This window comes from Corynebacterium sp. HMSC078A10 (genome assembly GCF_001811565.1).
GTDB classification, from domain to species: domain Bacteria; phylum Actinomycetota; class Actinomycetes; order Mycobacteriales; family Mycobacteriaceae; genus Corynebacterium; species Corynebacterium hesseae.
In genome coordinates this window covers 100,092-123,420 of the sequence record NZ_KV805216.1, presented here as the reverse complement: position 1 = coordinate 123,420, position 23,329 = coordinate 100,092, and the positions used below count along the sequence as shown (strand labels likewise).

19 protein-coding genes, 1 tRNA gene and 3 pseudogenes are annotated in these 23,329 nt (G+C 61.3%); 5 read left to right on the top strand and 18 right to left on the bottom strand.

Annotation, left to right across the window (positions count from 1 at the left end; translation table 11 throughout):
• A pseudogene (locus HMPREF2808_RS13790) lies at positions 1-161 on the top strand (IS3 family transposase); the annotation flags it as partial.
• Between the two features lie 19 nt (positions 162-180).
• The gene (locus tag HMPREF2808_RS08580) at positions 181-1,227 is read left to right on the top strand and encodes an ROK family transcriptional regulator (RefSeq protein ID WP_070532436.1); all 1,047 of its coding nucleotides are present in this window, start codon (positions 181-183) and stop codon (positions 1,225-1,227) included.
• Here HMPREF2808_RS08580 and HMPREF2808_RS08575 read toward each other — a convergent pair.
• The 6 genes from HMPREF2808_RS08575 to HMPREF2808_RS08550 all read right to left on the bottom strand — a co-directional run bounded on the left by HMPREF2808_RS08575 (position 1,224) and on the right by HMPREF2808_RS08550 (position 6,253).
• Complete coding sequence (locus HMPREF2808_RS08575; protein WP_070524703.1) at positions 1,224-1,430, bottom strand: HAD-IA family hydrolase; 207 nt, start codon at positions 1,428-1,430, stop codon at positions 1,224-1,226. The genes HMPREF2808_RS08580 and HMPREF2808_RS08575 overlap by 4 nt on opposite strands.
• Positions 1,431-1,872: 442 nt before the next feature.
• Positions 1,873-2,247, bottom strand: coding sequence for a hypothetical protein (locus tag HMPREF2808_RS08570; protein WP_070524705.1), 375 nt, complete (start codon positions 2,245-2,247; stop codon positions 1,873-1,875).
• A 129-nt stretch (positions 2,248-2,376) separates the two neighbouring features.
• Positions 2,377-2,865: a ferritin gene (locus HMPREF2808_RS08565; protein ID WP_070524707.1), complete on the bottom strand. Its 489-nt coding sequence runs from the start codon at positions 2,863-2,865 to the stop codon at positions 2,377-2,379.
• Between the two features lie 228 nt (positions 2,866-3,093).
• The gene (locus HMPREF2808_RS08560) at positions 3,094-3,876 is read right to left on the bottom strand and encodes an HtaA domain-containing protein (RefSeq protein WP_083299245.1); all 783 of its coding nucleotides are present in this window, start codon (positions 3,874-3,876) and stop codon (positions 3,094-3,096) included.
• Between the two features lie 126 nt (positions 3,877-4,002).
• The gene (locus HMPREF2808_RS08555; protein ID WP_180963879.1) at positions 4,003-4,665 is read right to left on the bottom strand and encodes a biliverdin-producing heme oxygenase; all 663 of its coding nucleotides are present in this window, start codon (positions 4,663-4,665) and stop codon (positions 4,003-4,005) included.
• Between the two features lie 178 nt (positions 4,666-4,843).
• Positions 4,844-6,253, bottom strand: a complete 1,410-nt coding sequence (locus tag HMPREF2808_RS08550) for a SulP family inorganic anion transporter (RefSeq protein ID WP_070524759.1) — start codon at positions 6,251-6,253, stop codon at positions 4,844-4,846.
• 348 nt (positions 6,254-6,601) lie between these two features.
• On the opposite strand from HMPREF2808_RS08550, the gene HMPREF2808_RS08545 reads away from it, so the two are divergent.
• A complete protein-coding gene (locus HMPREF2808_RS08545) occupies positions 6,602-7,777 on the top strand; it encodes an esterase/lipase family protein (RefSeq protein ID WP_070524711.1) in 1,176 nt (391 codons plus the stop codon).
• Between the two features lie 15 nt (positions 7,778-7,792).
• On the opposite strand, the gene HMPREF2808_RS08540 is transcribed toward HMPREF2808_RS08545, so the two are convergent.
• Genes HMPREF2808_RS08540 through HMPREF2808_RS08520 form a run of 5 tightly spaced genes read right to left on the bottom strand, consistent with a single transcriptional unit; the run spans position 7,793 to position 13,682 of the window.
• Positions 7,793-8,851 carry an HtaA domain-containing protein gene (locus HMPREF2808_RS08540; RefSeq protein WP_070524713.1) on the bottom strand — a complete coding sequence of 353 codons (1,059 nt, stop codon included), beginning with the start codon at positions 8,849-8,851 and terminating at the stop codon, positions 7,793-7,795.
• 3 nt (positions 8,852-8,854) lie between these two features.
• Positions 8,855-9,661, bottom strand: coding sequence for a heme ABC transporter ATP-binding protein (locus HMPREF2808_RS08535; protein ID WP_070524714.1), 807 nt, complete (start codon positions 9,659-9,661; stop codon positions 8,855-8,857).
• Entirely contained in the window at positions 9,661-10,704 is a 1,044-nt protein-coding gene (locus HMPREF2808_RS08530; RefSeq protein ID WP_180963883.1) for a FecCD family ABC transporter permease, read from the bottom strand. The genes HMPREF2808_RS08535 and HMPREF2808_RS08530 overlap by 1 nt, the downstream gene beginning before the upstream one ends.
• Positions 10,697-11,755 (bottom strand): heme/hemin ABC transporter substrate-binding protein, encoded by a 1,059-nt coding sequence (locus tag HMPREF2808_RS08525; protein ID WP_070532438.1) that lies wholly within the window; start codon positions 11,753-11,755, stop codon positions 10,697-10,699. The genes HMPREF2808_RS08530 and HMPREF2808_RS08525 overlap by 8 nt, the downstream gene beginning before the upstream one ends.
• A 43-nt stretch (positions 11,756-11,798) precedes the next feature.
• Entirely contained in the window at positions 11,799-13,682 is a 1,884-nt protein-coding gene (locus tag HMPREF2808_RS08520) for an HtaA domain-containing protein (protein WP_070524721.1), read from the bottom strand.
• A gap of 125 nt (positions 13,683-13,807) precedes the next feature.
• On the opposite strand from HMPREF2808_RS08520, the gene HMPREF2808_RS08515 reads away from it, so the two are divergent.
• Complete coding sequence (locus HMPREF2808_RS08515) at positions 13,808-14,329, top strand: hypothetical protein (protein WP_070524723.1); 522 nt, start codon at positions 13,808-13,810, stop codon at positions 14,327-14,329.
• A gap of 18 nt (positions 14,330-14,347) precedes the next feature.
• Here HMPREF2808_RS08515 and HMPREF2808_RS08510 read toward each other — a convergent pair.
• The 7 genes and pseudogenes from HMPREF2808_RS08510 to HMPREF2808_RS08485 all read right to left on the bottom strand — a co-directional run.
• A pseudogene (locus HMPREF2808_RS08510) lies at positions 14,348-14,758 on the bottom strand (Sir2 family NAD-dependent protein deacetylase); the annotation flags it as partial.
• Positions 14,656-15,432: a type I restriction endonuclease gene (locus HMPREF2808_RS08505; RefSeq protein WP_070524725.1), complete on the bottom strand. Its 777-nt coding sequence runs from the start codon at positions 15,430-15,432 to the stop codon at positions 14,656-14,658. The pseudogene HMPREF2808_RS08510 and the gene HMPREF2808_RS08505, both read right to left, overlap by 103 nt.
• A gap of 9 nt (positions 15,433-15,441) precedes the next feature.
• On the bottom strand, positions 15,442-16,089 hold the full coding sequence (locus HMPREF2808_RS13785) for a restriction endonuclease subunit S (RefSeq protein ID WP_227485839.1): 648 nt from the start codon (positions 16,087-16,089) through the stop codon (positions 15,442-15,444).
• 90 nt (positions 16,090-16,179) lie between these two features.
• Positions 16,180-16,668 (bottom strand): restriction endonuclease subunit S, encoded by a 489-nt coding sequence (locus HMPREF2808_RS13780; RefSeq protein ID WP_232748495.1) that lies wholly within the window; start codon positions 16,666-16,668, stop codon positions 16,180-16,182.
• Between the two features lie 7 nt (positions 16,669-16,675).
• Positions 16,676-19,216, bottom strand: a pseudogene (locus HMPREF2808_RS08495) (type I restriction-modification system subunit M); the annotation flags it as partial.
• Positions 19,217-19,384: 168 nt separating this feature from the next.
• Positions 19,385-19,461 (bottom strand) — tRNA-Met (locus HMPREF2808_RS08490).
• A 157-nt stretch (positions 19,462-19,618) separates the two neighbouring features.
• The gene (locus HMPREF2808_RS08485; RefSeq protein ID WP_070624465.1) at positions 19,619-22,597 is read right to left on the bottom strand and encodes a UPF0182 family protein; all 2,979 of its coding nucleotides are present in this window, start codon (positions 22,595-22,597) and stop codon (positions 19,619-19,621) included.
• A 123-nt stretch (positions 22,598-22,720) separates the two neighbouring features.
• Here HMPREF2808_RS08485 and HMPREF2808_RS08480 point away from each other — a divergent pair, with 123 nt between their 5' ends.
• Positions 22,721-23,311 carry a PPA1309 family protein gene (locus tag HMPREF2808_RS08480; RefSeq protein WP_070624441.1) on the top strand — a complete coding sequence of 197 codons (591 nt, stop codon included), beginning with the start codon at positions 22,721-22,723 and terminating at the stop codon, positions 23,309-23,311.
• The last annotated feature ends 18 nt before the right edge of the window (positions 23,312-23,329 follow it).

Sequence of the window (23,329 nt, the reverse complement as noted above, 5' to 3'; positions counted from 1 at the left end):
TGCGTGATCGGAAAGTCTTTGACAATCCCATCGTCTGCCGCCAAGAAGTCTTTCGATGGTGCATGCGCTACAACACGCGCAGACGGCATTCCTGGTGCAACCTTCTAGCCCCCGATGACTTCGAAGCACTCACATCAGCTACACTGACCCAAGCAGCATAGCTAACCCCCGACGTGTCCACTGTCCGGGGGTCAGGCCCGTCTCCACCTCGTACGCCTCAATCCCATCATCACGCGCAGCGAGCTCGTGGAGGCCACCGGACTGTCCCAGCCCACCATCACCCGCGCCACCGCCGCTCTCCTCAAGGCCGGCCTCATCCAAGAGCGCACGGACCTCACCCGCTCCCAAGGTCGCGGCCGCCCCACGGTTCCGCTCGAGGCCTCCGATAACGGCTGGCTCCTTTCCGGCATCGCGGTCGGCACCACCTCGACGTATATCGGCCTCTACGACACCCGCGGCCGCATTATCCGCGAAGACAACGTTCCCACCCCGGTCTCGAAGCTCAGCCCCGATGACTTCGTCGAGCACGTCATCGCTGGCGTCAACCGGCTCACCACCGGTGTCGACCGCACACTCGTTTCCGTCGGCGTGACCACCTCCGGCTCCGTCGACGAAGAAGGCAAGGTCCACGCGGCCAACCTCGGCTGGGACGGCATGGATATCGCAGGACGCCTCGACTTCCAGTTCGGCGTCCCCGTCACTGTCACCCCGGCCGTGCCCGCCATCCTCGCTTCGGAGACGCAGGCCGCTCCTCTCGGCGACGAAGCCCGCACGCTCGTCCTCTTCGCGGATGACTCGATTGGCGCCGCCCTGTCCGATGAGGACGGCGTTGCCTCCATCGAGCTCCCACAGTTCGACGGCGCCGACCCACGCGACACCCTCGTCAACGCCGCGCTTGCGCCCCGTCTCGCTGAGGCTGCCGATGCCCCCTCGGTCCTTGCCCAGCGCGCCTCCGACCTCGGCCGCCTTACGGCCCAGCTTATCGATGCCCACCGCCCCGACACCGTGGTCATCGCCGGCTCCGCCTTCTACGACGTGCCCACCGCGCCGAAGCTCTTTGCCTCGGCCGCACGCGGCGAGCTCGACCCCGATCTCGCGTCCGCGACGGAGCTGCGCATGATCCCCAACCACAAGGAGATCGTCCGCTCCATCGCCCGCGCCGTCGCGCTCGACCCGCTCCTGCGCACGCCGCTTGAGCTGAACACCGCGAAGGTGCGCGCCGCCTAGGCCAGCCCGCACTCCGCACGCAGTTCGGCAAGGTTGCCGTCGTAGAGATACCCGCGCAGCCCTGCCGCCCGTGCTGCGTCGACGTTGCCCTGGGTGTCATCAATAAAGAGTGTGTCTTTCGCACTCGCACCCAACGCGTCCATCGCCACGTCGAAGGCCCGCTTGTCGGGCTTGACCACGCCAATCTCGCCACTGAGCACCACGGCGGTGAATTCCTTGAGTCACGAGTCGTTGCGCTCGCGCACCATACGACCGAGTCCCACCGGAATATTGGACAGCACGCCCACCGCATTGCCCGCGCCAAGCAACTCCTGGGCGACCCCACGACGTCGAGGTCCGGCGCCGTACACGGCTCGAAGTCCTGAGCGACGGCCTCAGAGATATCGAAGTCCGGAAGGCCTAGGCGCACCTGCATCTGGCGCCACCAGCGTTCGTCGCTCACCACGCCCGCGTCATAGGCCGGGCGCAATTCGTTATACGCCGTCCAAAAAGCGGCCGGATCCTCGGCACCGACGAGACGTAGCAGCGCCTCCTTCGGCTCCGGTGGGCGATGACGGAGCAAGACTCCGTAGAAATCGAAAAGATACGTCGACATACATCCAGACTACGGAAAGCCGCGCAGACTCGTCCCAAAACGACAGAGTTCTAGAAACGGAACAAGCGTCCGGGCAGCCCCGTGGGCACGAGCAGCACCGCCACGGCACCCAGCGCCGCGCCTCCTGCATACAGCGGCACAATGGCGTCCGGAATGATGCCGAGCGGCGTGAAGATCACCAAGCCCACGGCGGCAAGCACGAGCGCGCCGCCGACTGACGCAATGGACTTCTGCGGCAGGCTCACCGCGATGAGCGCAGCAAAAAGAAAGAGACCCGCCCCCGCGAAGGGCCCCAGCATGAGTGCCGCACCAAGCAGAAAAGTGCCGAGCGCAACGTGCGTACTGCTCAACGCCATGCCGACGCCCAAGGCGACGGCGAGCGCGAGGAGCACGACCACGGTCCAGGTTTTCTGCTTCATAGACATATAAAACGCAGTCTCCCACCAACCATGGGGTTGGTGGGAGATATTAGGACAATCTTGATGGGTTTGTTACCGCATGGTCACTGTCCCTTGACCTTTGTGTATTAGCTAGGCCTTGATGGCCACGCGTGACTACTTTGCGCGGGAGCCCAGAGTGGCGTCGATGCGCAGGAGGCCGGAGCCATCGTTGCCCACGAGCTTGATCTGGTCAATAATCTCGGTGACGGTGTCCTCTTCCTCAATCTGCTCGTCGAGGAACCAGTTCACGATCTGGCGGGACTCAAGGTCCTTCACCTCATCAGCGGTACGAGCGATCTCGCGGATCTGCTCGGAGACCTTCTGCTCGTGTGCGTAGGCAGCCTCGAAAGCGTCGAGCGGGGTCGCGGCCTTCACAGACGGAACCGGGACATCGGTGAGCTCCACGCGGTAACCGCGTGCGAGGAGGTGGTTGGCAAACTTCTGAGCGTGCTCGCGCTCCTCCGCAGCCTGAGCGTAGAACCAGTCACGCATGCCCGGGAAGGAAAGATCATCCATCTCGTAGGCCAGCTGGGTGTAGATGAGGGCGGCGCCGTGCTCGTTAATAACCTGTGCGTTCAGCAGGCTCTGCAGCTTCTCGTTCATTGAATATCCTTGCCTTTCGGTACCTGTTCAATAGGTAAATTTCTGTCTTTTCCGACGGCTATCCAACGGGTTTCCGGCGGTATAGTCTCCCATAATACAGATATTCAAAAATGCCGCTAGCTAGGTTAGGGTTCCCAAACATGCAGGCCAAAGACAATTTTGGTCACGGTAACCTAAGTTACCGCAACCTGATCAACGCCCGAATCCACACAAACGGAAGCAATCGAACTAGAGTCGGATGCCCGCCCGCTTGAGCGCATCAAGCACCAAAGGCATCCCTGCCACCGCGGTACCCACGAGCGCCACAACGCCCGCAATCACCCCCACGAGGATGCCGATACCCTCGCTCGACGGTTCCTCCGAGCTCAGCGTTCCCAACTGCGCGGAAGCCCGGGCAAGTCCCGTCGACTTATGCCCCTCGACTACCCCGGCATCCTTGCCATCAGCGAAGTCCAGCACGAGATCAACGTCGCCGCCCTCAAGTATCTGACCTTCCTTATAGCGCAGTAGCGAGCCCTCCAGGCCTGCACCCGCGGTGGCCTGGCGATCCTGCGCGCTCACATCGGTCCCAACCGCGATGGGGGCATCGAGGGTGAACGTGACCAGCACGTCATCATCGCCATCCCTGTCGACCTGCGCGCCCTTATCGCCCGGATCCCCGGACAAAACGTAGTCTCCAACGAGCTCGACCTTCGTGCCTTGCACCTGCAGCTTGAGATCTGAGTAGGTGAGATCGAGGCCGGCCGAGCCGCCCGCGCCCAGGCCTTTGTAGGCCACGATATGCGCCGAACCGTCAAGGACGATGGTGCCGTTGCCGTCCGCATCTAACGTCGTCTCAGCGACGTTGACCGGAAAGAGCAGCTGATTGTCCTTATACGTCGCCCCATCCGTGGTCGTCCAACGGCCAGCTGCCATTGGGCCAGCAAGATGCTCCATAAATGAGGTCTTGATGGGCCAGGCGAATGTACCCGCCGTCAGGTCCTGCGTTGCAGCAGTAGCCGGAACAGCCATTGCAGAGACGATAAGAGCAGATGCGAGAGAAGCAGAAGAGATTTTCTTCACGCGACAGACCTCCAGGTCACTTTAGAAATACAGATAAAACAAGAAGGGGGAAGAGAGGAAATAGTGAACCCGGCGCTACGCTGCGCCCGGATACAGCTTCGCTAGCTCGGCGAAGACTGCCGAGTTACACGCGAAGGCGGCCTGTGCCTCGGCGATGAGAGCGGCACGCTGGGCATCAGAAAGCGCGAGCTCGTCGAGCGCCTTGCGGTACGCGCTGCGGTAGGGCGGAATCTTGCCAATCGCCGCGAAGTTATAGAAATTGAGCGCATCCGGGTCGATACCGTAGAGAGCCCCCAGGCGCGCGGCAATAACCTGCCCACCCGAGATATCGCCAAGGTAGCGCACGTAGTGGTGAGCAACGACCCGGGGCTCCGATCCCGGCGTATCGAGCGATTCCAGGCGCGCGACGTAGCGTGCGGTGGCGGGAAGGATACGCACCTCGTCGCGCCACTGCGGGCCGTACATTTCCGCGAGGTCGAGTTCCAGCGCATCGCGGCGTTCCAACCGGGGGTCGGCCACCGCTCCGGCGATGCGAGTATCCGCTACCGTGCGGACCGCGCGCTCAAGCGCCTCATAGATAAACCACAACTGCCCAGTAAAGGTGGCGAGTGCCTCTGCGCTGAGCTCACCCGCCATCAAGCGGGTCATAAAATCTGAGCCCTCTGCGCTGGCGTGCGCTCGCGCGGTTTCCTCACGCAGCATCTGCGAAAGCGGCGTCGTGGTCATGGCAACGGTCATGGCCAAATTCCTCCTGATTAAGTAACGCTTGCCTAACCTTAATGTGGATAGTCTAAACAAGGCAAGCCTTACATATCAAGACCTATGCCATACTTCATGCCCACAGTGACGCATATTCGACCGAAAGTATGACTAATCGTCGCACCCCCATGCTCAGCGCACATCTCTCCCCCAGGTTTTAGTCCCCCAAATTGCCCGAGAGCCGGTCGAGGCGCTGCTGACTGACCGGATCAAGACCCCGAATATCCACGGTCACGCCGCGCTGCGCGTATTTCTCACGCACCGCATCCAGCGTCGCCACAGTCGAGGCATCCCATACCTGCGCAGCCGACATGTCGATATCGACCTCAGAGACTCCCAGCGTGTAGTCAAAGGAATAGACAAGGTCGTTGGACGAAGCAAAGAAAAGCTGGCCGGTGACGCGGTACGCGGCGCGGGTGGCATCGGAAGCAACGAGCTCGACCTGGGTGAGGTGCGCGACGCGACGCGCGAACGCAATCATGGCCGTGAGCACGCCGGCGATGACGCCGACCGCCAGGTTGTGAGTAACCAATGTCCCCACAACCGTCACGAGCATGACCAGCGTTTCCGACAGCGGCATGCGGTGGATGGTGCGCACCGAGTGCCAATCCACCGTGTCCGCGGCGACGAGGATCATGACGGCGACAAGCGCAGTCATGGGAATCGCACCCACGGTATCGCCCAACACAAGGATGAGAATGAGGAGGAAGATGCCAGCGAGCAGGCTCGACAGGCGCGTGCGAGCACCAGAAGCTTTGACGCCAATCATCGTCTGGCCAATCATCGCACACACGCCCATGCCGCCGATGCTCGCCGCAAGGACGTTGCCAATACCCTGACCGAGGGACTCGCGCGTTTTATCCGAGTGGCTGTCCGTAATGTCGTCGACAAGTTTGGCTGTGAGCAGCGACTCCATGAGGCCGACGAGGGCCACGCCTACCGCGTACGGGCCGATGAGCGTGAGCGTGTCGAGCGTGAGCGGCACGTCAGGGAAAACGAAGCCCGGCAGGCTCGTGGGTAGCTCGCCTTGGTCCGCGACGTCCGGAATGTCCCAGCGGAAGACGACGACGAGCACTGTGATGACGAGGATCGTGATGAGCGGGGCGGGGACGACCTCCGTGAGCCTCGGCCACAGAAGCATGATGACCACACCGAGCGCCACGAGGGGATAGACGATCCACGGGACGTGCATGAGGTGCGGCAGCTGCGCGGTAAACATCATGATGCCCAACGCGTTGACGAAGCCAGTCATAACGGAGCGCGGGATAAAACGCATGAGCTTGGCGACCCCGAGGAAAGCGAGAACGATCTGCAGGACTCCCGCCAGCAGCACCGCCGCGAGGACGTACTGCAGACCGTGGGAGGCAGACAAGGGAGCAATGACCAACGCGACCGAGCCGGCCGCGGCGGAGATCATGGCAGGACGACCACCAGTAAAGGAGATGGAGATTGCCATGATGACGGACGCGAAGAGTCCAACGCGTGGATCCAGCCCCGCCAGGATCGAAAAGCTTAAGACCTCGGGGATAAGCGCGAGGGCGACGGCGAGGCCGCCGAAGACTTCCATGCGCAGGCGCGCGGGGGAAGAAAAGACGTAGCGAAAGCTCGCGAGCACGCCGGTAGGCGCAGGAATTTGGGCTCGTCCCCCAACTACCACTTCCAGAGATAAACGAAGGCCCGTCAGCTGCGCGCTGACGGGCCTTCTCCCCATGACTAATCTTTCGGCACTTACCGTAAGAAGGAAGTGGAGCGCGACCTTCCTAGTAAGCAACCGCCCGTGATTAGGCAAGGCTTAGTTTATAAACCTTTAGTTGGATGGTCAAGGGGGAACGAGAACTTTCTCCCGCGATCCCGCGAAATATCACCGTTACCACTAATAATTCCGAAAAATTAATGTATCGCGGCACGAAATAGGATGAGAGTTATGGCAACAGATTCGTTCAAAGAACCGCTCAAAGAACTCGAAACCCTCATCTCCGAGGGACTCGGGCGGTTCTGGCGTTCAGACCCGACTCCCCCTTCCGTCAGCTACGACGCCACCGAAGGCCTGCCGGAGACACCGGCGGCGGAACAAGTTTCAGACTCTCCGCGCCACGGCATTACCACCCCTGCGCCCGCTAACGCCTTGCGCGAGGAAGTGGCCGACGAAATCGCCGAGCTATTGCGTGCCGAGCGCCGCAGCTTCTTCGACCTCGACTTTCGCCATCCACGCGGGTCCGCAGGCGACGACCACGAGGCAGAGACCGCGGCACGCCTGGCATCGCTACCGCTCGGCGCACGCCTGAAGCCACGCGGCGTTTTCGAAGACGACTGGGCAGCGCGCCCGGATGAAGACCACCCATGGCCCATCATTCTCATCCACGGGACGACGGATACGAAAGGCGTATGGCAGCTGCTCGGCTCCGAGCTGCGCGAGGACGGCTGGACCGTGTTCGCACCGGACTATGGCGCCCGCGCCACCGGCCCCATCGCCGCCTCCGCCGATCAGGTCGGCGCGTATATCGACGCGGTCCAAGCCGTCACCGGCGCGGAACAGGTCGTGCTCATCGGACACTCTCAAGTCGGTATCGTCGCCCGCTACTGGATGCATAACCACGATGCGGTGGACCGCGTGCGCCACATCATCTGCCTGTCGGCGCCCAACCACGGCACCACCCAAGGTGGAATCGTCAGCTCGTTGATTTCCAGCCGCCGCCAAGAACACGTCATGCGCTCCATCATCGACGCTTACTTCGGCCCAGCCGGCATGGAACAAATCGTGGGCAGCGCGACGCTGGAGGAGCTCAACCGCAACGGTGACCTGGCCCCCGGTGTGAGCTACACGTGCGTGGCCACTAAGCAAGACTCCATCGTCGTGCCGCCGGAAACCTGTTTCTTGGATCCCGGCGACACTCCCGACGGAACGGTGCGCAATGTCTATGTGCAAGACGTCGACAAACGCGCCGTCGTCTCACACATGGATATGCCCATGGACAAGCGCGTGCGCGCCATCGTGCGCACGGTGCTCAAACAGCTCTCCCCCACCCTGGACAATCCTCACGACGCCCAAAGCCACGCCCTTGCCAACGCGGGTCACGCCGACTCGGAATAGACCCGTGCAGGTTCGCTAACGCAGGCGCGCCAGCAGGGGATTAAGAACGCCGGACTGCACGATGGCGCCGCCGATGACCGCAAACATGCCGCCCAGAGCGGTCAGCGCCAACACGATATTCCACACGTTGGAAAAAGAAGAGCCTTCTTCGCCCTTGTTATCCGTGCCGCCTTGGTTCTGATCCCGCCCCTTTTCCGGCTTCTTCTCTGGGTCCTTCTCAGGAGTCTTTCCTTGGTCTCCTGCCTGGTCCTTGCCCTGCTCGTCGCGGCCCGGCTCGTCCTGCTCCCCTGGGGTGGTCTCGGTGCCCTCATCGGCAGGACCCACACACTCGGACGCGGTCTTCAAGGTCACCTGTGCATCATCAAGTTCCGGCTTGTAGCTCTCGTTGTACATGCCCATGAAGATCACGTCGATACCCTCGATGTGCTGGATCTTCGACTCGCGATCGTAGTAGGTACCCGCCTTCGGCTTGTACGTCACGTCGGTCGCATTCAGCGTGAGCATATCGCCGTCCTTCGACCATGCGGCATTGCCCTCAGCGAAGGTATCCGTGCCCGACTTCTTGTTTTCTTCCGTGCGGTCCTCCGGGGTGTATTCCGTCATGCCCTTGCCCGGCACGTAGTAGCCCTCGTAGGACGTGCCCGCCTTTGCCTGCCCTGCCTCCGTGAGGACATAAGGCGAGAGCATCTTGGTGTACAGCGCACCGTGGTGGCCCTCAAACTCCAGCGTCGAATCCTTGGTTCGAATATCGGCTTTCGTGACGGTGCCGTCTTCGCCCAGGCTCACCGAGGACGCAGAAGGATCCACCTCGAAGTGGAACTGAAAGTCTGCTCCGCCTTTGTTACCCTCGTCCTGCGTTACCGCGCCGGACGTGGTCCACCCACCCCTCGCGATGGGGCCGGTGATGTAGTTGCGGAAAGATTCCTTGATGCCCCAATTCACAGTTCCGGAGACAATGCGGGTCTCCAGGGTCTGGCCAGGGGCGCAGGTGGGGGCATCGGCAGCAAAGGCTGCCGGAACGGTCAGCGCCGAGGCGGTCAGCGCCAGCGCGAGAGAAGAAGAGACAATACGCATGAGTTAAGACTCCTTAAGTAGATCGACAAAAGACTGCTCGGGATCGGCGACCTGACATCGCGCGGGATGGACTGAGATGTGGCCGTCTGCCTTGCTCACCTGGATGGGCCAGCGATAGACCTGCGACAAAATCTCGTCGGTGTAGACCTCGCGCACCGGGCCGGCGGCGGCAACTGCCCCGTCTGCTAGGCACACGATGTGATCGCAATAGGCCGCAGCGGCGCCCAAATCGTGGAGTACCACCAGCACCGCCACTCCAGCCTGCGCCGCGATCGAGCGCACCAATCCCAAGACTTGTTCTTGGTGGCGGATGTCCAGCGCCGCAGTCGGCTCATCGAGAAGAATCACCGGGGTCTGCTGCGCCAGTACACGGGCCAACGCCACACGCGCACGCTCCCCGCCAGAGAGCGTGGCAATATCGCGGCCGGCCAAGTGCGTCGCATCCACCGCCGCAAGCGCTGCGTCGATGATCGCGTCGTCCTCGGCCTGCCTGGCGGTGCCCTCCCAAGGGCGCCGGCCCATGGCCACTACATCACGCACGAGAAACTGGAAGGACACAGTAACGTCCTGCAGCATCACCGCACGCGCACGGGCCAACGCCCCTGGGGAGGACACCGCCGGATCCTGCCCCACGAGGGAAACGGAACCGGTGTAATCAATATCGCCGGCGATGGCCGCCAGCAGCGTGGACTTGCCCGCACCATTCGGGCCGATGAGGCCGGTGACCTCCCCTGGGCGGGCGACAAAGGAGACATCGGAAAGCAGGTTCCGCTCGCCGATCGAAACGGAAAGATTCGCAACGTTAATCATCAATGCATTCCCTTCTTCATCATCCGGCGCAACAGCACGAAGAAGGTGGGGCCACCCACGAGCGCGGTAAAGATACCGATGGGAAGGTCGGCGAAAGGAATGAGCGTGCGCGCAGCGACGTCGGCAAAGCCAATGAGTACGGCGCCCGCCACCGCAGAGGCCGGCAGCAAGACCCTGTTTTCTGGGCCGATGATCGTACGCAGCAGGTGCGGCACGATAAGGCCGACGAACCCAATAAGTCCGGCGAAAGCAACTGCGCCGGCGGTAAGGATCGCCGAGGCAGCGATGGCGATAATGCGCAGTCGCTTGACGTCGACGCCAGTGTGTTCCGCGGCGCGCTCGCCCAGCGCGAGCACATCTAGCTGGCGGCCAAGACGCAGCGCAATGGCCATCCCGAGGAGGGCGATGGGGAGGCCCACCCACACGTGTTTCCACTGGGAACCGTTGAGCGAACCCATTTGCCAAAAGATGATTTGCTCGCGGTTCGCGGTAGGCGCCAGGTACATCATGAAGGAGATGATGGCGTTGCACACCGCGTTGATAGCAATGCCGGTCAGGATCAGATTGACCACCGCCACACGCCCTCGTGAGCGCGCCAACTGGTAGATCAGCGCGGTAACCAGCAGCGCCGTAGCAAACGCCGCGAGCGGCACCGTGAAGGTACCCAGGACGGAGATATTAAAGACGATTACCACGGCCGCGCCTACACCGGCACCGGAGGTCACGCCCACGATGGAGGGCTCAGCCAGCGGGTTGGCGAACACGGCCTGCATGAGCGTGCCCGCCACTCCCAAGCACGCGCCGACCAAGAAACCGAGCAGAATGCGCGGCAGGCGGATCTGCCACACGACGTTGGCCGTCAAGCCACCGCCAGGGCCCGCGGCCATAATCTGCACCAAGTCACCCAGCGCGACGTAGTACTGCCCCAGCGCAAGCGACAGGATGAAGGCGACACCAAGCAGCACCCCAAGCGATACGAATACACCAACCCGCAGGCGGGAGCGCCGAGCGAAAACCTCCGTGGGGGCCGCCGGTTTAAGCATTGTCTGGGTCATAGATTGCCTGCGCAAGTTTGAGAAGGGTCTGTCCGGTCAAGGGCCCGAAGGCGAGCGATTGCCCGTCTGGGATGGTCACGATCCGCTGCTTTTGGCCCGCGGTGGTTTGTGCAATGCCGGGGCGCTCGAGGAGGCCTTCGACGCCGCCGGTCGACTCCAGGCCGCCCGTCATCATGATGATGACCTCAGGGTTAATCTTTGCCAAAGATTCGGCGTTGGCAGGTTCGGCGTAAGAGAGGTGGTATTCGGTGCCGAGGTCTACGCCGCCCACACCCTCAATGAGGTCCTTGGCACCCGTGCCTTCTCCCATGATGAAGAAGATGCCGCCGTTGCCGCGCGCGTAGAGGAACGCCATGCGCATTGGCTCCTCCGGCACGATGTCTGCGATGGCCGCCTTATCTTTTTCGATTTCTTCGACGGAGCGGTTGGCCAGCGTTTCGCCTTCGTCTGGCAGACCCACGACCGCGGCCAGGTTTGTGATGTCCTCGGCCACCGAGTCAATGGTGCGTTTCGGCTCCATGACCACGGTGGTCACCCCTGCGGCGCGAATCTGGTCGATGGCGTCGCGTGGGCCGATCGAATGATCGACGATGACCAGCGTGGGCCGGAGTTCGAGCACGGCTTCCACGTTGATGTTGTGTCCGCCCTGGGTCACGACGGGGCGATCGGCGATAGCGTTTTCCGTCGACGACACCGTGCGACCCACGATATTGTCCGTAAGCCCTAGGCCCTCGAGGGTTTTCGTATACGTACCGTAGAGATCCAATGCCACGATTCGGGACACATCCGTAACGGAGACGTCGTAGCCGTCAGCATCCGTGAGCTCTACCGGCAGCGCGGGAGTAGGCGACTCCGCCACCGCGACGACATCCTCGAAGTCCGTCACATTCGACACACCCGTAAACGAGCGCGGGTCTTTGGCCGACTGCGCGTCTGGGAGGGCGTCGCGCAGCTGCGCGTCTTGGGATTCATAGGCGCCTTGGACGCCGCACCCTGTGAGGGCGAAGACACACGCCAACGCCACCAAAAGTCGTTTCATGCGAAACGTATCCTTTCTCAAGTCTTGGGTAACAAGGGGTGCGCTACGCCGGGTTGCGCAGGACGACGGAGCCCATGGAACCGCCGGCGATGGCGAGGCCTGCGATAAGCAGCAGGAGCCACGTGCTCGCCTCCGGCGAGGAGCCCGCGGCCGCGGCCTTCTTGATCTGGAAGTTGCCGCTGCCGTCTTCATAACCAGACGTGCTCGTGCCGGCCGCGGCCTGCGGGCCGTCTCCCGCAGAGCTTTCCGATGCCGCCCGCTTTGCCGCCGCAGCGCTCTGACCGCCGGAGGTCGTCGCCGCACCAGTGTGTGCCGTAGTTCCGCTCGCCCCGGCGCAGTCCCCGGATCCGCCAAGTTGTGCATGCAACGAAAGCGGATCAAGGGTCGTGCCCGGCTCATAGAAATTCGCGAACGCATCATTGCCCGCTGCGGTCAGCGTGACGGTGGCTTCGCCGTCGACGGCGGAGTCACTCACGTCGAGCAGGCTAAACGACACGTCTCCGAGCACCGTGCGTCCAAAGTCCTTGCGCTCGCCCTCCATGTTGGAGGAACGCACGTCGGCGATGAGTTGACCGCTCGTCCCGTTGAACCGGACTTCCAGGTTCGCGATATTGAGATCGAGGACTCCGTTGTGGCCGGTAAAATGCATAGCGCCGCCGTAGCGGATGGAACCTGACTGCGCCGCAGTATCCACATCTCCGCCGGTGCCCGTGAACTGGAAACGCGAGTTGTCGTACCCTACGCCGTCGAGCGTCCAGGCGCCCTTGGCGATGGAGCCGGTGATATACGACTGGAAGGACTTCTTGACACCCCACTCGGCGGTCGCAGCCTGCACGCCCGTGGCTACGCAGGTTTCTGACTGCCCATCACTAGCCGCGGACCCGGGGTCCTGTGGCCGCGCGGTTCTTGTGGTTCCAGTAGCACCAGTAGTGCCGGAAGTACCCGAAGTACTGCCCGAAGTACTACCCGAAGTGCTCGAAGTACTACCCGAAGCACCCGAAGGGCTCGCGGTGCCCGAAGTGTTGGCTCCCGACGCGCCTGAACCACTCGTGGTGCTAGTGGTAGTGCTGGTGGTCGTGCCCGTGGCGGCTTCCGTGCGAGAACGGAAGGATTCTAGCTGGTCTAGGAAGGACTCCGTGTTGCCCATGAAGGTGGTCAGGCCATTCATGGTGTCGTTCGTTTCCTTCAGAATCGCCATGGCTTCTGCATTGCGACCAGTAAACGTGCCCGAGATTGTCCCCAAGGACTTCGAACCGCTGCCTGAACCGCCAGAGGACCCGCCGCAGCTGCCATCCGTGGCCACGGTCCCTGACGAGGGGTCCATCGACTGTCCCGACTCATAGGCAATGAAGAGTTTGTGTCCTTCGTCGGTGAGCGTGACGTCGCCGGAAAGGTCGAGCGTGTGCGCGGACGCGTCGACGGGTTGATCTAGATCGATCCCCGCGATGACCACGTTATCGCCGGTAATCTGCGGGCCGCGTGCGGACTTATCCACCATGTCAGATTCATAAGAGACGTAATCCACCACGATCGCCGCCCGGTTGCCGGAGGCCTGAATCTGCCAGTCTGTCAGCGTCATATCCAACAGATCGTCGCCGCCGTAGTTGTGTCCAGTGAAGTGGATGACGCCGCCGAAGGGGACGGTGACGGTATCGCCGTTTACGGAAGCCTTGCCCGGAGTGAAGGTAAAAGCACCGTCTGCGCCGGTTTCGGAACCGGTAAAACCAATGCCGTCCGTTTCCCACTGGCCCTTGGCGACTTGGCCTTGGATATAGCTTCGGTAGGACTGCTTAATGCCCCAATTCCAGGAGCAAGTGCCGGCAGCCGAGGCGACAGGAGCGTTGAGCGCGACCGAAGGGAGTGCGATGAGAGTACTGGCAGCAAGAGTGCCCAATATTCGACGGAGAATCACGGAGAGAGTCCTCATGAAGTATTGATGCGATGAACAAAAAGAATCAGAAGTTAGGCTACACATACCTAAGCAGTTTTGTATAGGCTATACTAACCTAGATTAGGTAAGCAACCCCCAACAAAGGACACCCTCATTCGGTCATGACATCGTCGTCTACCAGCGCCTTCAAAAATCTGTATCCCGACGTAGACCCCACGCGTGGGCTACCTCTCAGCGTCTCCGAGCGCCTTGCGCTGTCTCTCGCGCTCGCGATTGCAGCTTATGGAGCCGTCACCGCAGACATGCTCGTTGCAGGCGCCGGCGTGGCCTTCACCCTCATCGCCTCGGTGCTGCAACAGCACAAGACCGCGCGTCGGATTCGCTCCGAAGCGCGCACTCGCTTCCCCGGCGAAGACTGGGCCGAATACCGCGCCACGCGGCGGCTCAACCTCGGCGTCCTAGTCCCCTTGTGGGTCTGCATCATCATCGCCTTGTGCGCGGCCGGATACTGGTTCGTGCCGCTCGAATATGCAACTCCCGCCGCCATCGTCATCGCGGTTCTCGTTGCCCTGCTCGCCTGGTTCATGCCAGGCATCAGCCCCCTGTGGCGAGGCAAGCAGACCGATCCCCCGGCACCAGAGAAAAACACCGACACCGCAGTCATGTACTTCGAGAAGCTTTAGGCCTGCCGTACCCCAGCCTTACACATCAAGCAGATCCAGTAGCTCATCAAAAGCCGGCGCTACCTGCGTGCGCCACAGCGTCGTCGCCTTCGGGTCGCCGCGTCCGGGGCCGCCGTTCACCACAGAGACCTCTTTGCCCTGCTTGAGCGCGTCGAGCATGAAGCGATAGCCACTCATCACGGCGAGCGACGAACCGGCGACAAGCAGCGAGCGCGAGTCCGCAAGCAGCGCACGCGCGGCGTCCCGCCGCTCCACCGGAACCGGCTCGCCGAAGTAGACGACGTCCGGCTTGAGCAGCTCCGAACCGCAGCGGACGCACGGCGCCATCACGAACTCGTCGACCGCCTGCTGCGACAGCGCGACGTCGCCGTCCGGGTTAACTTCATCCGCGCGCACGACCCAGCGCTCCAGATAGCCCGGATTCGCGGCTCGTTGTTGAAGTCTGCCCAGTGGAAGAAGTAGTCCGGGTTGAACTTGCCTGCGCCCGGGTTGGCGAAGTAGATCGTCTCTTCTGGGGTCATGGCGACGAAGATTTGCACCAGTGAGAAGATTCCCTGGTAGACGCCCTCGTGGGCGTACTTGGCTATCTGGTTCGCACCTTGGGAGACCGGCACGCCGGAGCGCTTCAGCTCGATGTGGAAGACCGGCATACCGTTAATGAGCAGCATCAAGTCGCCACGTCGGGTGGGCAGCAGCTCATTGGCGGTCTGGAAGCGCGGCTGGACGGCAATCTGGTAGCGCGACTGGCCACCGGCAATCTCTAGGCGATCGTAGATTTTCAGGCTAACCTCAGAGCCGAAGTTGGCGGCCTGCGGTGCATCTCGGGTAATGGTCACGGTGCTACCGTTGATGAACTCGTTGAGCGCCAGCGGCGTACGCAGGTTGTTGACCTGCTCGATGATTTGCGCCATCTCGCCCTCGGTGAGCGGCACGTCGCCAAGCAGGTTACGGCCCCGGTTGTTGGCGTAAAGAATGTTCGCCCAGTTGTCGATGAGCTGCTGCTCTGTCGGGAAGCGCAGCAACTCCTTGCTCCAGCCGTGGCGGGTTAGCAGGTCGATGAGTACCGCCTCGAACTCAGCCTCAGAACGAAATGGTGTGGTCATAGCTGCTCCTTAGATGAACATCCGTTGCAGCAGCGCCGCCTTGGCCTGCTTAAGGGACTCGATGTACTTGGCCTCGGTAGCAATGAGCGTGTCCAGCCGTGTGAACACTGCACCGATGGCCTGTTGTTCTTCAAGGGTGGGTGGAATGGTAGCCGCCGCCTCTGCCAAGTGACGGGCGTTCAGTGACGGCAAAGCACCGCTCTGAGTGAATCGGGTCAGGTCCACCGTCTTGAGGTAGGTATCGGCAAACTGAACATCCCAAGATTTGGTGTCCAAGGAAAACGCCATGAGATTGTTGTCGAGGAGGAATGTATCGGTAGCGAGTCTTTTGCGCCCTAGGAAGACAGCAGCACCAACCTTGGCGAACAGAATCGCAGGTACAGCTGTTACAGGCACCCAGTGATTACGAACAATCTGTTCCTCCGTCACATAGTGGTTGGCGGAGCGCAGTTGCAGCTCATTCCCTGGTGCGGAGAGGTCCGATACCTTGTAGAAAGGTAGGCCTGCTTCCCCGCCTTGTTCACGTTCCGGGAATCCGACGCCTGACTTGAACGAGCCGAGTTCACCCAGTGTTGTCGTCTTCCACTCACCGTCGAAGCCCTCCAGCCGCAACTCCGGCACCGTCTGCCCCTCCTCCTGCGGGAACATCCGTTGCATGAGAGCAGTTTTGGCCTGCTGCAGGGCCTGGTGCTTCTTGGTGTGCTGGTTGATGGCATCGTCGAGGTTGGTGAAGATAGCGCCGATGGCCTACTGTTCTTCGAGAGCGGGCGGGAAATAAACAGCCTGATTGAACAGCTCAGTCTTCGTGATACCTTTGATGGTGCTACCCTGCAGCTGGTCAGCGAGTCCCTCCATACGCCGCTTAACAGTAAGAGCGATGTATTCAGGGTCACCGGAAAGGTCTGATAGCGATACAAAGTCCTGGCTGGTGGCGTAAGGGAACGGCATAAAAGAGACCTTGCCAACGCCAACACGAGTGACGACTGCAACAGAGTCGGCAGGAATCTGCATAGCAGCAGAGCGTGAAATAGCTTCCTCGGTGATGTGCTTACGAGGGGCGACCGGGGCGACCCCCTGCTCCGCAACATCAGAGGATTGAATCCAAGGGATGTCCCCGGACCAGTAGCCCGGTTCATCGCTAGATGGCGTACCGCCACCGTAAGTCCTTTCGCTGAGGTCTCCAATGGCTTTCAATTCCCACTCACCATCGAAGCCCTCCAGGCGCAGTGCGGGCACGTTGTGACTATGCATCGCGACCACCGCCCAGCAGCTCCTGGAGTGCAGCCACGGCCTGCATGTCGGCGGCGTTGCCGGTAAGCCCGCTCAGTAGGCCAGCGAGTTCTTGCTCCGTCTCGCGAATCTTCACGTCGAGGTCGGTCAGCGCGACGGCGTACTTGTCGTGCAGCGCCTGGACGCGGCCGGCCAGGCCTGCAAGCACGTGACCAGGGATTTCGCGCAGGTCATCCATAAGTGAAGTAATCCACTTGGCGGTGAGCACCTCATCGACCTGCGCTTCGGTAAGCGCTTCAATGGTCGCGTAGGTGTCTTTCTCCAACTGCTCTTGCGCAGCCTTGAGGTTCTTCTTGAGCTTGTCCCGCTGGGCGATAAGTGCCTTGGCGCTGAGCATGGCAGCCTCAGTGCTGTCCTCCGGCCAGGTCTCGCCCTTGGCCAGCTTCGGCAGGTCCTTGATGGCCTTGTTCAGCTCGGTCTTCTTGAAGGCGTCCTGCTTGTCGTTAAGTATCTCGGTCAGGTCGGTCTTGTCGACTTCGCTTAAGCCCTCGACAAGCTGTGTTAGCTCAGATACAGCTGTGTCCACGTCGCGACTTAGCTGCGTTACCTGGTCCTTCTGTTGCGCCAGGTAGAAGGTCTGCACCAACTCGTTGGGAGCAACGCGCCCGTCCCATCCGATTTGGACATAGACCTTTTTCTTTTCCTTGGTCTTCCACTCCATCACGGGGTGGTTGACCCGCAGGGCATCGAAGCCTTCGGTCTGGATGACTTCTAGGTCACCGGCGGTTTTGACCCAGCTGTCATGCAGTACCTGGTAGCCCTCGTAGGCATCAACCAACGGTACAGGGTCGAGTCGGTCGAACAGGTCTGCCTTAAGCTGGTCCTCGGTGGTGGTAATGGGCACGGTGGCCGCGCCGTCCACCAGCAGCGCGTGCAGCTTCTCCGGGAGGTCGGATAGTGCAGCGTCAACCTGGTTACGCAGTGCCTGGGCTGCAGGGTGCTTGTCGATGGTCTCGCGCAGGTTGGCGGTCTTCAGCTCCGCGTAGCCTTCTACCTTCTCGGTGAACAGTGCCTCACGCAGTCCCGGTAGGGCGGTCCAGTAGTGCTCCAAGGCGGCAATCTCACTGGTGGGGATGCCGCCGTGCATGGTGGCGTACAGGTCTACAGACTCTGGCGGCAGGGTGGCGGACACGTAGCGCGGGATGTTGAGGTTGTGGTCGTTGGCACGAATCTCGTCGCGGGTCACGACCTTAGCGAAGTGTGGCACGTCAACGCGGTTGCGGACGGCATCGACGATGCGCTGGATGTCGCGGGCACGCAGGTGGTTGTACTTACCCTGCTTGATGAAGCCCTGCGAGGCGTCGATGAACAGCACGTCATCGCGGTCACGTTCTTGCTTGAGCACCATGATGATGGTCGCGATACCGGTGCCGTAGAAGATGTTGGAAGGCAGGCCGATAATGGCATCGATGTGGTTGGCCTCGATGAGATTGCGGCGGATGTCGGCCTCCGAGCTGCCACGGAACAGCACGCCGTGCGGCAGGACGATGGTGAGGATACCGTCGGGTTTGACGTGGAACAGCTCATGCAGCAAGAAGGCGTAGTCGGCCTTGGTCTTCGGAGCTAGACCAAACCGTGCGAATCGCGGGTCAGCCTCGTTGCCTTCGGGTTCCCACTTCTGGGAGTAGGGCGGGTCGGAGACTACGGCGTCCACATAGAGCGGCTGGTAGGTCTGTACCGGGTCGAACTCGTCGAACATCGGCCAGTCATGGGCCAAGCTGTCACCGTTGCGGGCGACGATGTTGTCCGCCTTCACGCCGCGCATGACCAGGTTCATGCGGGTGAGGTTGTAGGTGTTCTCGCGCAGCTCCTGGGCGAAGTACTTAATACGGTCTGGGTCCCCCATGCGCTTGGCGACGGCATGGCCGATGTTAAGCAGCAGGGAGCCAGAGCCGGAGGTCGGGTCGTAAATCTGAATCTCGTCGCGGTCCTTGAGGTGGTCAGCGACGATGTTGCTCATGATGAGCGAGACCTCATGCGGGGTGTAGAACTCGCCTGCCTTCTTGCCCGCGTTAGCCGCGAACTTCTCGATGAGGTACTCGTAGATGTATCCCAGCACGTCATAGCCCTGCTTGCCATCAGTGGGGATGTCATCGATAAGGTCCAGTAGCTTCTTGATGGCTGAGGTACGGGCAGCGTCGGTTGTGCCCAGCTTCGACAGGCTGGTGTCCAGGGTGTTAAGGATGCCCTCGAAGACGTGCTTGTGCTCCGGGGCGATGTTGCGCTTGAAGGTAGCCAGGCCGTCGCGCACGTGAGCGATGGAAAAGTCGTTACCCATGTCCCGCCACGTCGAGTACAGGTTCTCGTAAGTGAGGAAGTAGCCCAAGTTGTTACGCACCAGGGCCACGGTGTCAGTGTCGGTCTCAACGAGCGCATCGGGCAGGTCTTCCGGTTCAGCGTCGTTATTGAGCATGAACTGCTCTACTTGGTCGGACAGGAACTTATAGAAGATGAAGCCGAGAATGTAGTCCTTGTAATCCTGCGCTTCGATCTTTGAGCGTACCGACGATACCGTACAGCGAGAAGATTTTACTTTCTAAGTGCATGGCTTGGGGGGAGCGGCGAAGTCCTACGTGGTGCAGGATTCAAAGCCCCAAATGGCGATTCCAGCACAAAACAGAAAAGGCCCCTACCGGTGTTTCCACTGGTAGGGGCGGGAAGTTGGTAGCGGGGGCAGGATTCGAACCTACGACCTCTGGGTTATGAGCCCAGCGAGCTACCGAGCTGCTCCACCCCGCGTCGAGATGTACTTCCGAACATCAAGCGCTTCAGCACACTGTGGTTAATCACTGGGATTGTTACCCCGTGTGCCGGCGACTCATGTAACTATACAGACGCCATGGCGCCTACCCAAATCCCCTGGGCAGGCGCCATTTTTCTGGACTATGCGGAGCTACTACTGAGACTGCAGCGAGCGGTACTCCTCCACTGCCTTGTCCAGCTCGTCCAAGGCCTTGCCGTACTCCTCAAAGGAACCGTTCTTAGCCTTGTCCACGCCATCGAGAGCCTTGTTGATGGCGTCGATAGCCTCGCCTTCACTCGATGCCTTCGGAGCGGAGGCCGGTGCGGAAGCGTCGGAGTCCTTGGAGTCAGCCGCATCCTTCTTGTCACCGCCAGCGTTTCCGGCCTGGTCACCGTCCTTGCCGGTATCGCCTTCGATCTCCGTAATGTTCTGAGCGGCCTTCGGGTCGATTCCAACCTGGTCGAGGGCCTCACCGATGGTCGGGGCATAGCCCACACGGCCCTTGTAAGAGACCAGCACGCGCAACAGCTTCGGGAACGCGGACTCTTGGCCCTTACGTTGCGAGTAAATCGGCTCGAGGTAGAGGATCTCCCCATCCCCCACCGGCAGCGCCAAGAGGTTACCGTTCTTCAGGTCATTCGACCCCTGCCACAGCGTGCGGTCACGCGCCACCTGGTCGGAAGACATCATCGCGTCCTGTGCCTGCTTCGGGCCCTGGGTCTGGGTATTCGTCGGCAGCACACGCACGGTGATGTTGCCGTAATTGTCCGGGTCCGAGGACACCGCCATGTGTGCGGAGAGGAACTGACGGTTCAGGCCACGGTAGGAAGTGATGAGCTGGAAGCTCGGCTTCTTGGTCTCCGGATCGGCAGCCAGCACGTAGTACGGTGGCTGGTTCAGACCCTGGGATTCACCGGCGGTGGGGTCCTCCGGCACGGACCAGAAGGCATCGTTGTTGAAGAAGACGCCCGGGTCATCCACGTGGTACTTGGCCAGCAGATTGCGCTGCACCTTGAACATGTCCTCCGGGTAGCGCAGGTGCTGGCGCAGTTCGTCGGAGATCTCCGACTCTGGCTTGACGACGCCCGGGAACACACCCTCCCACGCCTTGAGCACGGGGTCTTCGGTGTCGAACTCGTAGAGATCGACGGTGCCATCGTAGGCGTCGACAGTCGCTTTGACCGAGTTGCGGATGTAGCCCACCTGGTCGTTGACCAAGCGCTGCGTCGTGCCCGTCGGGTTCTGAGTGTCCTGGGTGGTCTCCGTCAGGGAGGTGCGCTGCGAGTACGGCAAGGAATCCAGTGTGGTGTAACCGTCCACGACCCACTTGACGCGGCCGTCGATAACCGCCGGGTAGGTGGAGGAATCCGTGGTCAGCCATGGGGCGACCTTCTCCACGCGCTCGCGCGGATCGCGGTCATAGAGCAGCTTGGATTCCGAGCCAACACGGTCCGAGAGTAGGAAGTTTAGCTCCTGGTATTTCAGGGCGTAGGCGGTGCGGTCGACGATGTTTCCGATGTCTACGCCGCCCTTACCGTCGTAGGTGTAAGTGGAGGTATCGGTATCGTATTCCACCGGTTTATCGCCGGTCTTGCCCACGATGGCGTAGTCCATGCCATCCTGTGCGCTAGCGATCACAGGGCCGAAGTAGGTGCGCGGCTGGTCAACCTTGATGCCGAGGGATTCCTCAGCGTTCTTGGTCTCGCCCTCGCCTTCGGCGTCCTTGCCCGCCTGGGTCTGCAGGTCAGCAACAGTGAAGATGGGGAAACCACCGCGGGCGGAGCCGGCGTCACGAGCCACCTCATCGACGGTATTTGCCTGCGCGGCGATAAAGCCGTTGCCGTGGGTGTACACGGTGTGGCGGTTGATCCAGTTTTGCTGGTTCTCCTGCAGCTCGTTGGGGTCCAGCTCGCGCGCGGCAACCACGAAGTCACGCAGCTCGCCGTCGATTTCATAGCGATCCATGGCTAGCGTTTCTGGGAAGCCGTAGAAGTTCTTCAGCTGCTGCATCTGGGTGAACGTCGGCGCCAAAATGTCCGGGTCCAGCAGGCGCAGGTTGGAGATGGTGGAGTCATCGGAGGCGACCTTGTCATCGGAGACGTCGTCAGCACCCCAGTTCTCTTCGTAGGTCACCTTGTCATCGGTGAGGCCATAAGCAAAACGCGTGGACTCAATGTTGCGGGAGATGGACTCCGCCTCTTTTGCCTGGCGGTTCGGGTTCACGGAGAAGCGCTCCATGATGAGCGGCCAGCCCTGACCAATAACCAGGGAGGACAGCACCATGAGCACCACAGCGAGGCCCGGGATGCGCAGGTCCTTAATCACCACTGCGGAGAAAATTGCCACGGCCACGAACACGCCGATGATCATCAGAATGATCTTCGCCGGCAGGTAGGCGTTGATATCCGTGTAGGAGCCACCCGTAAACAGCGAGTGCTGGTTATACAACAACTCATAGCGGCCCAGCCAGTATCCAGCCACCTGAAGCAGCATCCAGATTCCGGCGGTCACGGCAAGTTGAGTGCGCGCCGACTTAGACAGCGAACCACGCACACCCGCGGCGCGGTTACCCAGGCGAATGCCACCGAGGATGTAGTGCCCCACCAGTGCGATAAGGAAGCACACAGCGACCAGCATGGAGAAAGCATTGACCAACATCGACCACACCGGCAAGCGGAAGGCGTAGAAGCCAAGATCGTGGTTGAACTGCGGGTCCGTCACCCCAAAGTCATGAGAATTGAGGAAGAGCATGACGGTCCGCCAGTTTGCCTGCCCCAGAAGGCCAGAGACAACGCCAACGAGGACCGGGATGAACTTGAGGAAGACACTCATCGTGCTCTCGATGGACTTGCGGTACTGATAAACGGGGGAATTGAAGTCCGCCATGTCCATCGAGTCACCGCGCCCCCGCCACACAATCAGGCCCGCTACGTAGGTAACAGCCGCTGCCACGAGGCCGAAGAGGACGAAGAGCACGATTCGCGTGATCAGGGTCTTGGTAAAGACCCCGCGGTACTCAATCGCGCCGAACCACTTCCAATCCGTATAGAAGCCCACCAACATGGGGCCAATGAACAAGAGGACCGCGATGATGGCGACAACCCACGAGAGAAATTTGGGCGGACGTTTCATCGGGGCGGTGGGTCGGTTGAGTCCGGAAGCCAACTCCAGCTCCAATCAAGTGTCGTGCGAATATAGAGGTATCAAGCTTCTAGTCTAGAGAAGCACTATGACCGTCAACGAACAAGGACGCTTATGAGTTCCCAACCTTCCTCCCAGCCCGCTGTACACCGCGCGCTCAACAAGGCCATGCGCGAGGCCGTGGATTTCATCCACGCCGAGGGCTGGGATGCCCCGCCAACTCTCTTTGCGCTCGTGCCCACTGAGCTGGTGGCCGCCCAGCTTGGGGACGTCGATGACTCCTCTCCCCTCACCCTTGTGGTGCAGGAATTGCCGGAGGGCATCGAGCCGGGCTCGGAGCACCTCGCGGACTACGTCTCGCGGCTGGCGTGGCCACGGGAGATCGCCGGCGTCATCCTGGCTCAGGAGATCATGTTCAAGGACACCGCGGACGCCGTGCTTGGCGACGCCCGCCCCGCCCGCCTCTTCTCCGGGGTATTGCGTGCTACCGCCATGGCCGGCAGTTCCACAGCCGATACGGAGAATACCGACGAGGACGGCGCCGAACTCACACTTCTGCAGCTGCGCCCCACGGAGGAGGAACTGGCAGAAGCTGGCCCCTTCGCGCAGGACGATATTCAACTGCGCGGCGGCCCGAACGTGGCACCGGGGGTCATCGCCGCCCTGCGCTACGGATTGGAGCAAGATCCGGAGGAGATGCTCTAATCGGCTCAACCTCTCATC

Coding starts and splice junctions, on each gene's coding strand:
- HMPREF2808_RS08570 (WP_070524705.1), bottom strand. CDS start 2,247: ATGTCTATGAAGCAGAAAACCTGGACCGTGGTCGTGCTCCTCGCGCTC.
- HMPREF2808_RS08565 (WP_070524707.1), bottom strand. CDS start 2,865: ATGAACGAGAAGCTGCAGAGCCTGCTGAACGCACAGGTTATTAACGAG.
- HMPREF2808_RS08560 (WP_083299245.1), bottom strand. CDS start 3,876: ATGGCTGTTCCGGCTACTGCTGCAACGCAGGACCTGACGGCGGGTACA.
- HMPREF2808_RS08555 (WP_180963879.1), bottom strand. CDS start 4,665: ATGACCGTTGCCATGACCACGACGCCGCTTTCGCAGATGCTGCGTGAG.
- HMPREF2808_RS08550 (WP_070524759.1), bottom strand. CDS start 6,253: ATGGAAGTCTTCGGCGGCCTCGCCGTCGCCCTCGCGCTTATCCCCGAG.
- HMPREF2808_RS08545 (WP_070524711.1), top strand. CDS start 6,602: ATGAGAGTTATGGCAACAGATTCGTTCAAAGAACCGCTCAAAGAACTC.
- HMPREF2808_RS08540 (WP_070524713.1), bottom strand. CDS start 8,851: ATGCGTATTGTCTCTTCTTCTCTCGCGCTGGCGCTGACCGCCTCGGCG.
- HMPREF2808_RS08535 (WP_070524714.1), bottom strand. CDS start 9,661: ATGATTAACGTTGCGAATCTTTCCGTTTCGATCGGCGAGCGGAACCTG.
- HMPREF2808_RS08530 (WP_180963883.1), bottom strand. CDS start 10,704: ATGCTTAAACCGGCGGCCCCCACGGAGGTTTTCGCTCGGCGCTCCCGC.
- HMPREF2808_RS08525 (WP_070532438.1), bottom strand. CDS start 11,755: ATGAAACGACTTTTGGTGGCGTTGGCGTGTGTCTTCGCCCTCACAGGG.
- HMPREF2808_RS08520 (WP_070524721.1), bottom strand. CDS start 13,682: ATGAGGACTCTCTCCGTGATTCTCCGTCGAATATTGGGCACTCTTGCT.
- HMPREF2808_RS08515 (WP_070524723.1), top strand. CDS start 13,808: ATGACATCGTCGTCTACCAGCGCCTTCAAAAATCTGTATCCCGACGTA.
- HMPREF2808_RS08505 (WP_070524725.1), bottom strand. CDS start 15,432: ATGACCACACCATTTCGTTCTGAGGCTGAGTTCGAGGCGGTACTCATC.
- HMPREF2808_RS13785 (WP_227485839.1), bottom strand. CDS start 16,089: ATGCAACGGATGTTCCCGCAGGAGGAGGGGCAGACGGTGCCGGAGTTG.
- HMPREF2808_RS08485 (WP_070624465.1), bottom strand. CDS start 22,597: ATGAAACGTCCGCCCAAATTTCTCTCGTGGGTTGTCGCCATCATCGCG.
- HMPREF2808_RS08480 (WP_070624441.1), top strand. CDS start 22,721: ATGAGTTCCCAACCTTCCTCCCAGCCCGCTGTACACCGCGCGCTCAAC.